Raw genomic sequence first — 11715 nt, forward strand, 5'->3', positions numbered from 1 at the left:
CCGCAGTGAACTTACATGCTGTTCGTCATGTTTTCCAGCAGGAGGGTCCCGTGCCGCTTCAACTCCCGAAGAGCTCCTGGAGCACGACCGAGCTCGAAGACCTCCGCGAGCTGTCGCGGTCGTTCCTGCAGAAGGAGGCCGTCCCGCACCAGGAACGCTGGGCCGCCGAGAAGAAGGTCGACCGAGAGTTGTGGACCAAGGCGGGCGACGTCGGCCTGCTCTGCCTTTCCATCCCCGAGGAGTACGGCGGGGGCGGCGGCACCTTCGCCCACGAGGCCGTGCTTTACGAGGAGCAGGCCCGCTCCGGCGACAGCGCGTGGGGCGTCACCGTCCACAACGGAATCGTGGCGCACTACCTGAACGCGTACGCCTCCGAAGAGAAGAAGCGCGAGTGGCTGCCGAAGCTGGCCACCGGCGAGCTGGTCGGCGCGATCGCGATGACCGAGCCGGGCACCGGGTCCGACCTGCAGGGCATCAAGACACGCGCGGTCCGCGACGGCGACCACTACGTCCTCAACGGCGCGAAGACCTTCATCACCAACGGGTTGCACGCCGGCCTCGTGGTCGTCGCGTGCAAGACCGACCCGGACGCGGGCGCGCAGGGCGTCTCGCTGATCGTGGTCGAGACCGACACCCCGGGCTTCCGCCGCGGCCGGGTGCTCGACAAGGTCGGCCTCAAGGGCCAGGACACCGCCGAGCTGTTCTTCGACGACGTCCGCGTGCCCGTCGCCAACCTGCTCGGCGACGCCGAGGGCCAGGGGTTCATCCAGCTGATGCTGCAGCTGCCGCAGGAACGGCTGATCATCGCCGTCACCGCGGTGGCCGGGCTGGAGGCGGCGGTCGACCTCACGCTCGAGTACACGAAGGAGCGCACGGCGTTCGGCCGGCCCATCTTCTCCTTCCAGAACACCAAGTTCACCCTCGCCGAGGCGGCGACCGAGGCCGCTGTCGCGCGGGCGTTCCTCGACCAGTGCATCGAACGCCACCTCAAGGGCGAGCTCGACGTCCAGGGCGCGGCGATGGCGAAGCTCTGGACCACCGAGCGCGTCAACAAGGTGGTCGACGACTGCGTCCAGCTCTTCGGCGGCTACGGCTACATGACCGAGTACCCGATCGCGCGCGCCTGGGCCGACGTCCGCATCTCGCGGATCTTCGGTGGCACCAGCGAGATCATGAAGGAAATCATCTCCCGCTCGCTCTGAGAGGACCGACTATGAAGGCAGGTCCGCTCAGCGGCCTGAAGGTGGTGGAGCTGGCCGGGCTCGCGCCCGGCCCGTTCGCCACGATGATCCTCGCCGACCTCGGCGCCGACGTGGTCCGCGTCGACCGCGCGACGCCGGGGGAGGACGTGCTCGGCATCCCGACCGACCCGCTCGCGCGCGGTCGCCGCTCGGTCGGCATCAACACCAAGACGCCCGAAGGTGTCGAGCTGGTGCTGAAGCTGTGCGACACCGCCGACATCCTCATCGAGCCGTTCCGGCCCGGCGTCGCCGAGCGGATCGGGCTCGGCCCCGAGGTCGTGCACGCCCGCAACCCGCGGCTCGTCTACGGCCGGATGACCGGCTGGGGCCAGGACGGGCCCCTGGCGAAGGCGGCCGGCCACGACATCAACTACATCGGCATCGCCGGCGCGCTCGAGCCGATCGGGCGCGCGGGGGAGCGGCCGGTGCCGCCGCTCAACCTCGTCGGCGACTTCGGTGGCGGCGGGCTGCTGCTCGCGATGGGCATCCTGGCCGCGCTGTACGAACGGACCGGCTCCGGTCGCGGCCAGGTCGTCGACGCGTCGATGGTCGACGGCGCCGCGCTGCTCACCACCAGCCTGCACGGCATGGCCGCGGCCGGCCTGTGGGGCGGCGGCCGCGGGGACAACATGCTCGACGGCGGTGCCCCGTTCTACGACACCTACGAGACCGCGGACGGCAAGTACGTCGCCGTCGGCGCGATCGAGATGCGGTTCTGGGGCGACCTGGTGAAGGTGCTCGAGCTCGACCCGGCCGAACTGCCGCTGCACGTGGACAAGACGCAGTGGCCGCGCCTTCGGGAGATCCTCGCGGCGGCGATCGGCAAGCACACGCGGGACGACCTCGTCGCCCGCGCCGAAGGCACCGACGCGTGCCTGACCCCGGTGCTCGCGCCCGGCGAAGCGGCGTCGCACCCGCACAACGCGGCGCGCGGGACGTTCGTCGAGATCGGCGGGATGGTCCAGCCCGCGCCGGCGCCGCGGTTCGACCGGACGCCGCCGGAGACGCCGGAAGCCCCGCGCGTCAAGGGATCCGACACCGAAGCCGTGCTCGCCGAGCTGGGCGTCACGGACCTCGGCGCGCTGCGCGAAGCCGGGGTGATCGCCTAGTTCCGGGCCAGGTCGGAGCGCACGACCGAGTAGATGACGCTGTCGCGCCAGTCGCCGTCTCGGAAGCCGTAGCCGCGAAGGACTCCTTCGCGGGTGAAGCCGGCCTTCTCGAGCGAGCGCTGTTCGGCGCGGTTGCCGGTCTCGGTCGTCGCTTCGATCCGGTTGAGCTGGGTGTGCGCGAAGAGGTAGTCGACGAGCAGGCGCTGGGCTTCGGTGCCGTAGCCGTGGCCGCGCGCTTCCGAGGCCAGCACGAGCCCGACGTTCCAGCAGTAGGACGTCGGCCCGGTGCGGCTGCGGTGCCAGGAGACGAGCCCGAGCACGCGGCTCCCGAGCACCGGCACGAGCATGCCGCTTTCGGTGGTGAGCATCCCGGTCTCGTGCCATCGGCGGCGCAGGTAGCCGGGATCGTGCCAGCCGAACCACTGGTGCTCACCGGACGCGGCGGGATCGTTGGTCAGCCGCTCCAGCAGGCCGAGATCGGCTTCGGCGACGGGCCGGAGCACGACTCTGTCGACATCGTCGTCCATCCGGCGACCTTATCGGCCGCTCACCCGGAATCGCGGCGGCATCGCGAGATCCACTCACTAGAGGCATGCCCCGTAACTCCGGGCATCCCCCGTGCTTGCGCAGGCATCACGCGTGTCTGCGCGGGCATCACGCGTGAGTAGGCAGGCATCACGCGTGATTGAGCGGGCATCACCCGTGACTAGGCGGGCATCACGTGTGACTGCGCGGGCATCAGCGCGATACCCCGCTCATCACACGTGATACCCCTCTCGACACGCGTGATGCCCCTCTGGACACGCGTGATGCCTCTCCAGTCACGCTTGATGCCTCTCGGGTCACGCGAAAGTGCCGTGCCGGCCCTCGCCGTCGCTGAACCTCGCCGCGCCGTCGACCGCTTCCGCCGCCAGGACTCCCGCGCCCATCGCCGCGGTGAACTCCGCCGTCAGCGCGTCCTCTTCGGACCGGCCCCACTGCCCGAGCGCCGAGAGCCGGTCGCCGCGCAGGCAGGCCTGCGGGAACGCCGCGAGCTGCCGCGCGAGCTCCTGCGCCGCCGACACCGCCTCGCCCGCCGGCACGAGCCGGTTGGCCAGGCCGATCGAAAACGCTTCGTCCGCCTCGACCGGACGTCCGGTCAGGATCAGGTCCATCGCCCGCGACTGGCCGATCAGCCGCGGCAGCCGCACCGTGCCGCCGTCGATCAGCGGGACGCCCCAGCGGCGGCAGAACACGCCGAACACCGCCGTCGTGTCCGCGACCCGCAGGTCGCACCACAGCGCCAGCTCCAGCCCGCCCGCGACGGCGTGCCCGTGCACCGCCGCGATCACCGGTTTGCCGAGCGTCATCCGGGTGGGGCCCATCGGGCCGTCCCCGTCCGGGTGAGTCCGGTTCATCCGCCCGGTGCCGATCGCCTTGAGGTCCGCGCCCGCGCAGAACGCGCCGCCCGCGCCGGTCAGGACCGCGACCGCAGCGTCGGGGTCGGCGTCGAAGGCGCGGAACGCGTCGGCCAGCTCCACCGCGGTCGGCCCGTCGACGGCGTTGCGGGCGCCCGGCCGGTCGAGGGTGATCGTCGTCACCGCGCCGTCCCGCTCGACCAGCACGTTCCGGGTCATCGCGGCTCCTAGGGGGTTGATCGGGGTGTCTTCCGGGCAAGCCTTCCCTAGAGTATGGGCGTGGCCACTCCCAGGACGGGGACGGCGAGCCGGGGAGGAAGCGCATGTCGAGTGGCGTGAAGAAAGTCCTGATCGTGGGCGTCGTGGCCCTCGTGCTCTTCTTCCTGATCACCCAGCCCCACCAGTCCGCCGACTTCGTGCACCGCGTCCTCGGCTGGCTGAAGGACGGCGCCGAAGCGATCGTCACGTTCTTCCGGACGCTCTTCTCCTGACCTCGCACGACCCGCTCACCGGCACCGCATCGGCGGCGCCGGCGGTCACCGTGCGTGTTACCGGACGGTAAATCACCGAGCGTCACCAATCTCGGATTTCGGACCCTGCACTCGACCATCCGGGTGGATTGCCGCCGAAAACGCGCAGGTCGGCGAATTCGTGGCACCGGGGGTCTGGCGAAGGAGACCACCCCGGCCCTACGGTGCTCACATTGCGTGATCGGGTGGTTCGCCCTCCCCCTCGGAGACCCCCGGTACGCAGGCAGTTTCCACTCAGCAAGGTGCAGGTGGGTGCGTGCGGCACCACCGCGTGGGACAGGCGTCAGGGCCTGTCCGTCGGGGACCTACAAGGAGGCAGGGATGACCGGAGATCCCGGAGTGGACGCGCTGATCCGGCAATGGGCCGCCGAGCGCGAGCAGACCCCCGAAGAGCAGGAGGTCGACCGCATCGCTTCCGCGTGGCTGGCCGACGCGCCTGCCCAGGCCCCGGGCATCCCGGGCCAGCGGGCCCGGTCCGGGCAGCAGCGGTTCGTCCCGGTCGAGTCGGCCGACCCCGGCTACCTCGACGCCATGCGCCGCCGCCTGCCGGAGGTGCCCGAAGAGCTGCTCACGGCCGCCGCGGGCTGGTGGCAGATGGTCGGCGGGGTCGCCGAGGCCGAGGAGTGGTGGGACGCCGGTCTCAGCCCGCTCGACCAGCGAGCCCTCGACTACCGGGCGGCCGGCCTCGCGCCGTCCGACCTGAGCCGGCGCCTCGGCCCGATGACCGTTCTGCAGCACCTCCGCCGCGGCAGCGCCCCGGCCTGGTGCGTCGCGCGCCTCGCGCGGCAGCAGAAGTCCGCCTGACGAGACACTTTTCCACTCGGCCGGGTGAACCGGTGTGGTGAGACGATTTCGGCGACCCGCGTAACGGTAACCTGCGCGGGCTCGTTGACAGTCTGTCGACACCACGCTGGAGGACCGGAGTTTCGTGCGCACCCGTACCGGAAAGAACGAGGACGACCCGATCGACGCGAGCGTCGAGGAAGCCGCCCCCGCCGCACCGGCACCGGCGCCGCGCTCCGCGAGTGTCGCGGTGCTCACCCGGCTAGTCGTCGTCGCCGCCGTGCTGGCCGTGGCCGGCGGCGGGATCTGGCTCGTGACCCGCGCGTCGACACCCGAGGCGAGCCCGCTCACCACCGAGATCCCCGCCCTGCAGGTCAAGGCGGTCGACGTCCGCCCGGGGTCGGTCGCCCCGGCCGGGGGTGCGGTCGCGGGTGGGGCCGAACAGCAGACGTCTCCCCAACAGGCCCGTAGCACCGGTCCCGCGACGCTCTCCCAGTGGGCGAGCCAGGTCGCGGGGGCCAGCGGCGTGCCGGCGCGGGCGTTGCAGGCCTACGGCAACGCCGAGCTGGCGATGCGCGCCGACCAGCCGAAGTGCAAGATCTCGTGGGCCACGCTCGCCGGCATCGGCCGGATCGAGTCGAACCACGGCCAGTACGCCGGCGCGGTGCTCGGCGCCGACGGCCGGCCGTCCAAGCCGATCATCGGCGTCCCGCTCGACGGCTCCTCGGGCGTGCAAGCGATCGGGGACACCGACGGCGGCCGTTACGACGGTGACGCCGGCGTGGACCGCGCCGTGGGCCCGATGCAGTTCATTCCGAGCACGTGGCGTAAGTGGGCCTCCGACGGCAACGGCGATGGTCTGGGCGATCCGCAGCAGATCGATGACGCAGCGTTGGCAGCGGCGCGGTACCTGTGCGCGGGCGGCCGGGACATGGCGAGCCCGTCGGGCTGGTGGGCCGGGATCCTCTCCTACAACAACTCGACGGAGTACGCGCAGAAGGTGTTCGGCCTCGCGGACGGGTACGCGAAGGCCGCCCAGTCGGTCCGCAAGCAGGGCTGAGAGCCCGGCCACCCCGCACGCGGTCGGCCGTCGGGCCTCAGCCGCCCAGTGCTAGCGTCGGGTCCGTGCCAGCCTCCCCTCCGCCGGCGGGGTCCCCCTGGGGACGCCGGATCGCGATCGTCGCGACGTGCCTGGTGAGCCTGCTCGTCTGCTGCGGGCTCGCCTGGTGGCAGTGGGACCGCTTCACCTCGGCCAACGGCACGTTCCAGAACCTCGGTTACGTCCTGCAGTGGCCGTTGTTCGGGCTGTTCCCGGCGTTCATGTTCTGGCGGATCCGGAAGCTGCGGCAGAAGGCCGAAGCCGAACCGGAGCCCGTCGTGGCGCCCGTCGCCGAGGTGCCCGCCCCCCGCCCCCGTCCGGACGCGCCGCGGCACGACACGGACGAAGACGAGGAGCTGGCCGCCTACAACCGGTACCTGCGCGAGCTGAACGCCCGCGACCAGCAGGCCGCAGAGTGAGGACGACCCGATGACCACCAGCACCGAAGGCGCCGCGCAGACCGCGGTGCCGCTCACCGGCCCCCTGGTCCGGTTCCGCACCGCCGCCTACGTCACCGGTGTCGGCCTGCTCGGCCTGTGCTTCGTGATGGTGCTGCGGTACGGCTTCGACAACCCGACGCCGTCGGCGGTCTACTCGCCGATCCACGGCGTGCTGTACATGATCTACCTGGTGCTGACCATCGACCTGGCGATCAAGGCCCGCTGGTCGATCAAGGGCACCGTGCTCGTGCTGCTTGCCGGCTGCGTCCCGTTCGTCTCGTTCCTCGTCGAGCGCCGGGTGACACACAAGGTCAAGGCCGGGCAGAAGCTGTAACCCGCCGGAAGGTCAGCGCCACGACGAACGTGCACGCCGCGAACACGGCGGACGTGGCGAACGCGGCCGTCATGCCGTCGACCGTGAGCTGGGCGCCGGTCGTGCCCGCCGAGCGGGTCGCCGCCCCGAACACCGTGATGAGGATGCCGAGCCCGAGCGTGCTGCCGACCTGCTGCATCGTCTGCAGCACGCCGCCCGCCGCACCCGCGTCCTCGGCGGGCACCGTCGCCATGACGATCACGTTGAGCGGCGCGAACGCCAGCCCGACGCCCAGCCCCATCAGCAGCAGCGGCCCGAACAACGCCATGAAGTACGGGCTTTCCGGGGTGAGCAGCGCCAGCCAGCCGACCCCGGCGACCATCAGCAGCGACCCGGTGACCGACAGCGGTTTCGGCCCGTAGCGGGGCAGCAGCCGCGGCACCAGCCGGCTCGTCGTGAAGACCAGCGCGGCCATCGGCAGGAACGCGAACCCGGTGGTCAGCGCGGCGAAGTGCCGGATGTCCTGCATGAACTGCGTCAGGAAGAAGAACAGCGACATCATTGCCATCGGCCCGAAGAAGAAGTTGACGTAGGCCGCGCTGCGGTTGCGGTCGGCGAACAGCCGCAGCGGCACCAGCGGCATCGCCGTGCGGGCCTCGATGGCGACGAACGCCGCGAGCAGCACGAGCCCGCCGACGAGCGAGGACAGCGTCACGGTGTTGCCCCAGCCGTCGGACGCGGCGTGGGTGAAGGCGAACACGAGCGAGCCGACGCCGAGGGTGCCGGTGACCGCGCCGGGCAGGTCCAGGTGGGCGGGCCGGCGCGGCGGCTCGGGCACGAACCGCGGTGCGAGCAGGACGATCGCGAGGCCGAACGGGACGTTGATGAACAGCGCCGCCCGCCACGAGATCCACTCGGTGAGCAGGCCGCCGACGATCAGGCCGATCGCGAACCCGCCGCTGGACATGGCGGAGAACAGTGCCAGCGCCCGGACGCGGGCCTTGGCCTCGGAAAACGTGGTCGTGACCAGGGCCAGGGTGCTCGGGCCCGCCATCGCGGCGCCGACACCCTGCAGGACGCGGGCGGTGATGAGCAGGGCGGCCGAGTCGGCGAGGCCGCCGGCCAGCGAGGCGAGCGTGAACACGGCGACCCCGGCGACGAACATCCGGCGCCGCCCGAACAGGTCGCCCGCTCGGCCGCCGAGCAGCAGCAGGCCGCCGAAGACCAGGCTGTAGGCCGTCATCACCCAGGACAGGCCGGTGGCGGAGAACCCCAGGTCGGCCTGGATGCGCGGGAGCGCGACGTTCATCACCGTCGCGTCGAGGATGAGCATGAGCTGGCAGGTGAGGATGATCGCGAGGACCAGCCCGCTGCGGCGGGCCGGGGCAGGCTCGACCGCACGATGGATCGTTTGCTGGGACAAGAGATACTCCCCCGAGGAGTAAGAGAAGAAGCGGAGATGTTCTCCACTTGCGTGCGATCCGATAATATGGAGAGCGTCTCCGGATGTGCAAGTGAATTCGGAGAATCTCTCCGGTTAAGTGGCGAGGAGGCCGGGATGTCGGGCACGGAGCGGCCGATGCGCGCGGACGCGCGGCGCAACTACGAGCGCATCGTCGCGACGGCGAACGAGCTCTTCACCGCGCACGGCGCCGACGTGCCGCTCGACGACGTCGCCAAGAAGGCGGGCGTCGGAGCGGGCACGCTCTACCGGCACTTCCCGACCCGCGAGAAGCTCTTCGAAGCGGTCTACCGCGACGAGATCGAGGTGCTCGCCGACCGCGCGTACGTGCTGCACGACGAGCTGCCGCCGTGGGAGGCGCTCGAGGCGTGGCTGACCGAGCAGGTCACGTGGGTCGTGGAGCGGCACAAGCTGGCCACGATCCTCAAGGAGTCGATCGACTCGGGCTCGGAGACGTTCCTGTACTGCCAGCAGCGCCTGCGCGCGGCCACGGGCGTGCTGGTCGACACCGCGCGCGAGGCGGGCCTGATCCGCGGCGACGTCGTCGGGGCCGACGTCCTGCGGCTGGGGCACGGCGCCGGCATGGCGGTGCGCAACTGCAGCCCCGAGGACGGCAAGCGGGTGCTGACCGTGATCCTGGACGGCCTGCGCGCGTGACGCAGGCCGTCCGCCGGGTCAGCCGCCGATCCCGGTGAGGGACCGGACCTCCATCTCCGCGTGCTTCTCCGCGTCCGCCTTCGGCTTGCCCAGCAGGGTGCCGACGAAGCCGCAGAGGAACGAGAACGGGATCGACACCAGGCCCGGGTTCTTCAGCGGGAACCAGGCGAAGTCGATGCCCTTGACGATCGAGTCCGCCGAGCCGGAGACGACCGGGGAGAAGAGCACCAGCACCAGGGACGCGGCCAGGCCGCCGTAGATGCCCCAGAGCGTGCCGGTCGTGTTGAACCGCTTCCAGAACAGCGAGTACAGCAGCGTCGACAGGTTCGCCGACGCGGCGACGGCGAACGCCAGGGCCACCAGGAACGCGATGTTCTGGCCGTTCGCCAGCACGCCGCCGACGATGGCGAGCGCCCCGACCGCGATCGCGGTCAGCCGCGCCACCCGGACCTCGTCGGCCGGTTCCGCCTTGCCGCGCTTGAAGATGTTCGCGTAGACGTCGTGGGCGAACGAGGCCGACGCGGTGATCGTCAGCCCGGCCACGACGGCGAGGATCGTCGCGAAGGCGACCGCGGCGATGATGCCCAGCAGCAGCGTCCCGCCGACGTGCAGGGCGAGCAGCGGCGCCGCCGAGTTCTCCCCGCCCGGCGCGGCCTTGATCTCGTCCGCGCCGACCAGCGCGGCGGCGCCGAAGCCGATCACGAGCGTGCACAGGTAGAAGACGAACATGCACGCCGTCGCCCAGACGACGCTTCGCCGCGCTTCGCGGGAGTTCGGCACCGTGTAGAAGCGCATGAGCACGTGCGGCAGGGCCGCCGCGCCGAGCACCAGCGCCAGGGCGAGCGACACGAAGTCGAGCTTGGTGGTGCCGTTCTTGCCGTACGAGCCGCCCGGTTCGAGGAGCTTGTCGCCGAGCGGGCTGTTGTCGGCCGCCGAGGACAGCAGGTTCGAGAACCCGAAGCCGAACTTGCCGAACAGGAACACCGTGAGCAGCACGCCGCAGAGCAGCAGGATCGTCGCCTTGATGATCTGCACCCAGGTGGTGCCCTTCATCCCGCCGACCAGCACGTAGAGCACCATGACCAGCCCGACGACGCCGATCACGAGCGCCTGGCCGAGCTTGGAGTGCACGTTGAGCAGCAGGGCGACCAGGCCGCCGGCGCCCGCCATCTGCGCGAGCATGTAGAAGAACGAGATCACCAGCGTCGACGTCGCCGCCGCCGCGCGGACCGGGCGCTGCTTCATCCGGAAGCTCAGGACGTCGCCCATCGTGAACCGGCCGGTGTTGCGCAGCAGCTCCGCGATCAGCAGCAGGTCCACCAGCCACGCGACGAGGAACCCGATGGAGTAGAGGAAGCCGTCGTAGCCGTGGATCGCGATGGCGCCGGCGATGCCGAGGAACGACGCCGCCGAGAGGAAGTCGCCCGACAGCGCGATGCCGTTCTGGCGGCCGGTGAACGCGCTGCCCGCGGCGTAGTAGTCCGCGGTCGAGGAGTTCCGGGTGCTGGCCCGGTAGACGACGTACAGCGTGATCGCCACGAAGAGGGCGAACACGGCCGTGTTGACGATCGGGTTGCTGGCGGGGGTGCCTTCGGCGGCGAGGGTGGTCATCGGCGCGGTCCTTCCGGAAGGCCCGCCCGGGCCCGGAGCTCGGCGACCCGCGGGTCGAGGTGGCGGCGGGCGTAGCGCAGGTAGAGCCAGGTGACGAGCGCGGTGCTGGCGAACTGGCCGATGCCGAGCAGGATGCCGACGTTGACCTGGCCGAACACCTTTTGGCTCATGAAGTCGTGCGCGTAGGCCGCGAGCAGCACGTAGGTCATGTACCAGGCGAAGAAGGCGAAGCTCATCGGGAAGACGAACGCCCGGAACCGCCGCCGCAGCGAGACGAACTCGGGGCCGGCCTGGATCCCGGCGTAGTCGGGCCCCGTGCGGGGAGGGGGTTGGCGGTGGGCGCCGGACGGGCGGTCCCCGGTGAACAGGGCCGGCAGCTGACCGGTCTCCTCGAGGGCGTTGCCCGTCACGGGGCGCGCGACGTCGTACATGGGTGCCTCCGGCGGAATGCCTGCGTGGCGGCGGTGGCCCGGGGGCGCCTGCGGGCAGGGCGCCGGGCCGCCCTTGCGGACTGCGAGCGGCCATCGTAACTAGGCCGTCCGGCGGAGTCGGCAGGCGGCCGGGTGGTCGAAGCCGCCGGAACGCGCGGTATTCGATTTCCTGTCGAAAGTGTCGAATCCGCGCTCGCTCTGTGATCACGGGCAGATCACCCTAATGATGAGAAGAATTGTGACACGACGTTGTCGCGTTGTGCCGGGACTGCGGCGAACGAGCTAATCCTGAGGGGACTGCGTAGTCATTCGTCACTCAGAGTGGCTCCACCGGGGGTTCGTAGCGCGGGAGAGGGTCCTCCGAGGGCGGGCGTGGCGGCGAAGATCCACTGGTCAGCCGGGGGTCTCGAAAGAAATCACCGGGTCGGGCGACGGTGGGGGTGAACGCCACAACATCGGGCACACCTTGAGACTTGACCCACCCGATGGGGGTACGGAGTGTAGATCGTCCGAGGGATGCGGTTGCCCTGGGTGGGCTAATCGGGTGACGGCCGGACGCCTCCGGGCACCGCGTCCGGTAACCGGAATTCCCTCTTCGGGGGCGGCGAGGCAGAATGTCGCGGACCACCCTCGGACCCGAAA

At 70.9% G+C, this 11715-nt stretch carries 13 protein-coding genes; 8 read left to right on the top strand and 5 right to left on the bottom strand.

All coding sequences use genetic code 11. The features are described from left to right. Positions 1-50: 50 nt before the first annotated feature. Both ACZ63J_RS17935 and ACZ63J_RS17940 read left to right on the top strand, forming a co-directional pair. Positions 51-1202 (top strand): acyl-CoA dehydrogenase family protein, encoded by a 1152-nt coding sequence (locus ACZ63J_RS17935; RefSeq protein WP_465403248.1) that lies wholly within the window; start codon positions 51-53, stop codon positions 1200-1202. Between the two features lie 11 nt (positions 1203-1213). Beyond that, positions 1214-2350, top strand: a complete 1137-nt coding sequence (locus ACZ63J_RS17940) for a CaiB/BaiF CoA transferase family protein (protein ID WP_465403249.1) — start codon at positions 1214-1216, stop codon at positions 2348-2350. Here ACZ63J_RS17940 and ACZ63J_RS17945 read toward each other — a convergent pair. Continuing rightward, positions 2347-2877, bottom strand: a complete 531-nt coding sequence (locus ACZ63J_RS17945) for a GNAT family N-acetyltransferase (protein ID WP_465403251.1) — start codon at positions 2875-2877, stop codon at positions 2347-2349. The genes ACZ63J_RS17940 and ACZ63J_RS17945 overlap by 4 nt on opposite strands. A gap of 315 nt (positions 2878-3192) precedes the next feature. Then, on the bottom strand, positions 3193-3966 hold the full coding sequence (locus ACZ63J_RS17950; RefSeq protein WP_465403253.1) for a crotonase/enoyl-CoA hydratase family protein: 774 nt from the start codon (positions 3964-3966) through the stop codon (positions 3193-3195). Positions 3967-4070: 104 nt separating this feature from the next. Here ACZ63J_RS17950 and ACZ63J_RS17955 point away from each other — a divergent pair, with 104 nt between their 5' ends. The 5 genes from ACZ63J_RS17955 to ACZ63J_RS17975 all read left to right on the top strand — a co-directional run bounded on the left by ACZ63J_RS17955 (position 4071) and on the right by ACZ63J_RS17975 (position 6933). Next, the gene (locus tag ACZ63J_RS17955; protein WP_465307636.1) at positions 4071-4238 is read left to right on the top strand and encodes a hypothetical protein; all 168 of its coding nucleotides are present in this window, start codon (positions 4071-4073) and stop codon (positions 4236-4238) included. A 360-nt stretch (positions 4239-4598) separates the two neighbouring features. Next, positions 4599-5081: a helix-turn-helix transcriptional regulator gene (locus ACZ63J_RS17960; RefSeq protein WP_285483327.1), complete on the top strand. Its 483-nt coding sequence runs from the start codon at positions 4599-4601 to the stop codon at positions 5079-5081. 124 nt (positions 5082-5205) lie between these two features. After that, positions 5206-6120 (top strand): lytic transglycosylase domain-containing protein, encoded by a 915-nt coding sequence (locus tag ACZ63J_RS17965; RefSeq protein WP_465403255.1) that lies wholly within the window; start codon positions 5206-5208, stop codon positions 6118-6120. Between the two features lie 65 nt (positions 6121-6185). After that, a complete protein-coding gene (locus tag ACZ63J_RS17970) occupies positions 6186-6578 on the top strand; it encodes a hypothetical protein (protein WP_465403257.1) in 393 nt (130 codons plus the stop codon). Positions 6579-6588: 10 nt separating this feature from the next. Then, positions 6589-6933: a DUF3817 domain-containing protein gene (locus ACZ63J_RS17975; RefSeq protein ID WP_284741204.1), complete on the top strand. Its 345-nt coding sequence runs from the start codon at positions 6589-6591 to the stop codon at positions 6931-6933. Here ACZ63J_RS17975 and ACZ63J_RS17980 read toward each other — a convergent pair. After that, positions 6911-8335 carry an MFS transporter gene (locus ACZ63J_RS17980; protein ID WP_465403259.1) on the bottom strand — a complete coding sequence of 475 codons (1425 nt, stop codon included), beginning with the start codon at positions 8333-8335 and terminating at the stop codon, positions 6911-6913. The genes ACZ63J_RS17975 and ACZ63J_RS17980 overlap by 23 nt on opposite strands. Before the next feature lie 135 nt (positions 8336-8470). Between ACZ63J_RS17980 and ACZ63J_RS17985 the strand changes: the two genes are divergently transcribed. After that, positions 8471-9031, top strand: coding sequence for a TetR/AcrR family transcriptional regulator (locus ACZ63J_RS17985; protein WP_465403260.1), 561 nt, complete (start codon positions 8471-8473; stop codon positions 9029-9031). An 18-nt stretch (positions 9032-9049) separates the two neighbouring features. Here the strand turns inward: ACZ63J_RS17985 and ACZ63J_RS17990 are convergent, their stop codons facing one another. Both ACZ63J_RS17990 and ACZ63J_RS17995 read right to left on the bottom strand, forming a co-directional pair. Further along, positions 9050-10642 (bottom strand): solute symporter family protein, encoded by a 1593-nt coding sequence (locus ACZ63J_RS17990; RefSeq protein WP_465307626.1) that lies wholly within the window; start codon positions 10640-10642, stop codon positions 9050-9052. After that, positions 10639-11073: a DUF485 domain-containing protein gene (locus ACZ63J_RS17995; protein WP_465403262.1), complete on the bottom strand. Its 435-nt coding sequence runs from the start codon at positions 11071-11073 to the stop codon at positions 10639-10641. Before ACZ63J_RS17995 ends, ACZ63J_RS17990 begins: the two co-directional genes overlap by 4 nt. Positions 11074-11715 lie beyond the last annotated feature (642 nt).

Source organism: Amycolatopsis sp. NPDC104863, assembly GCF_055582965.1.

What these genes read in the sequence shown, in the direction of transcription:
- ACZ63J_RS17940 (WP_465403249.1), top strand. Translation starts at nt 1,214, where the DNA reads ATGAAGGCAGGTCCGCTCAGCGGCCTGAAGGTGGTGGAGCTGGCCGGG.
- ACZ63J_RS17945 (WP_465403251.1), bottom strand. Translation starts at nt 2,877, where the DNA reads ATGGACGACGATGTCGACAGAGTCGTGCTCCGGCCCGTCGCCGAAGCC.
- ACZ63J_RS17950 (WP_465403253.1), bottom strand. Translation starts at nt 3,966, where the DNA reads ATGACCCGGAACGTGCTGGTCGAGCGGGACGGCGCGGTGACGACGATC.
- ACZ63J_RS17955 (WP_465307636.1), top strand. Translation starts at nt 4,071, where the DNA reads ATGTCGAGTGGCGTGAAGAAAGTCCTGATCGTGGGCGTCGTGGCCCTC.
- ACZ63J_RS17960 (WP_285483327.1), top strand. Translation starts at nt 4,599, where the DNA reads ATGACCGGAGATCCCGGAGTGGACGCGCTGATCCGGCAATGGGCCGCC.
- ACZ63J_RS17975 (WP_284741204.1), top strand. Translation starts at nt 6,589, where the DNA reads ATGACCACCAGCACCGAAGGCGCCGCGCAGACCGCGGTGCCGCTCACC.
- ACZ63J_RS17985 (WP_465403260.1), top strand. Translation starts at nt 8,471, where the DNA reads ATGTCGGGCACGGAGCGGCCGATGCGCGCGGACGCGCGGCGCAACTAC.
- ACZ63J_RS17990 (WP_465307626.1), bottom strand. Translation starts at nt 10,642, where the DNA reads ATGACCACCCTCGCCGCCGAAGGCACCCCCGCCAGCAACCCGATCGTC.
- ACZ63J_RS17995 (WP_465403262.1), bottom strand. Translation starts at nt 11,073, where the DNA reads ATGTACGACGTCGCGCGCCCCGTGACGGGCAACGCCCTCGAGGAGACC.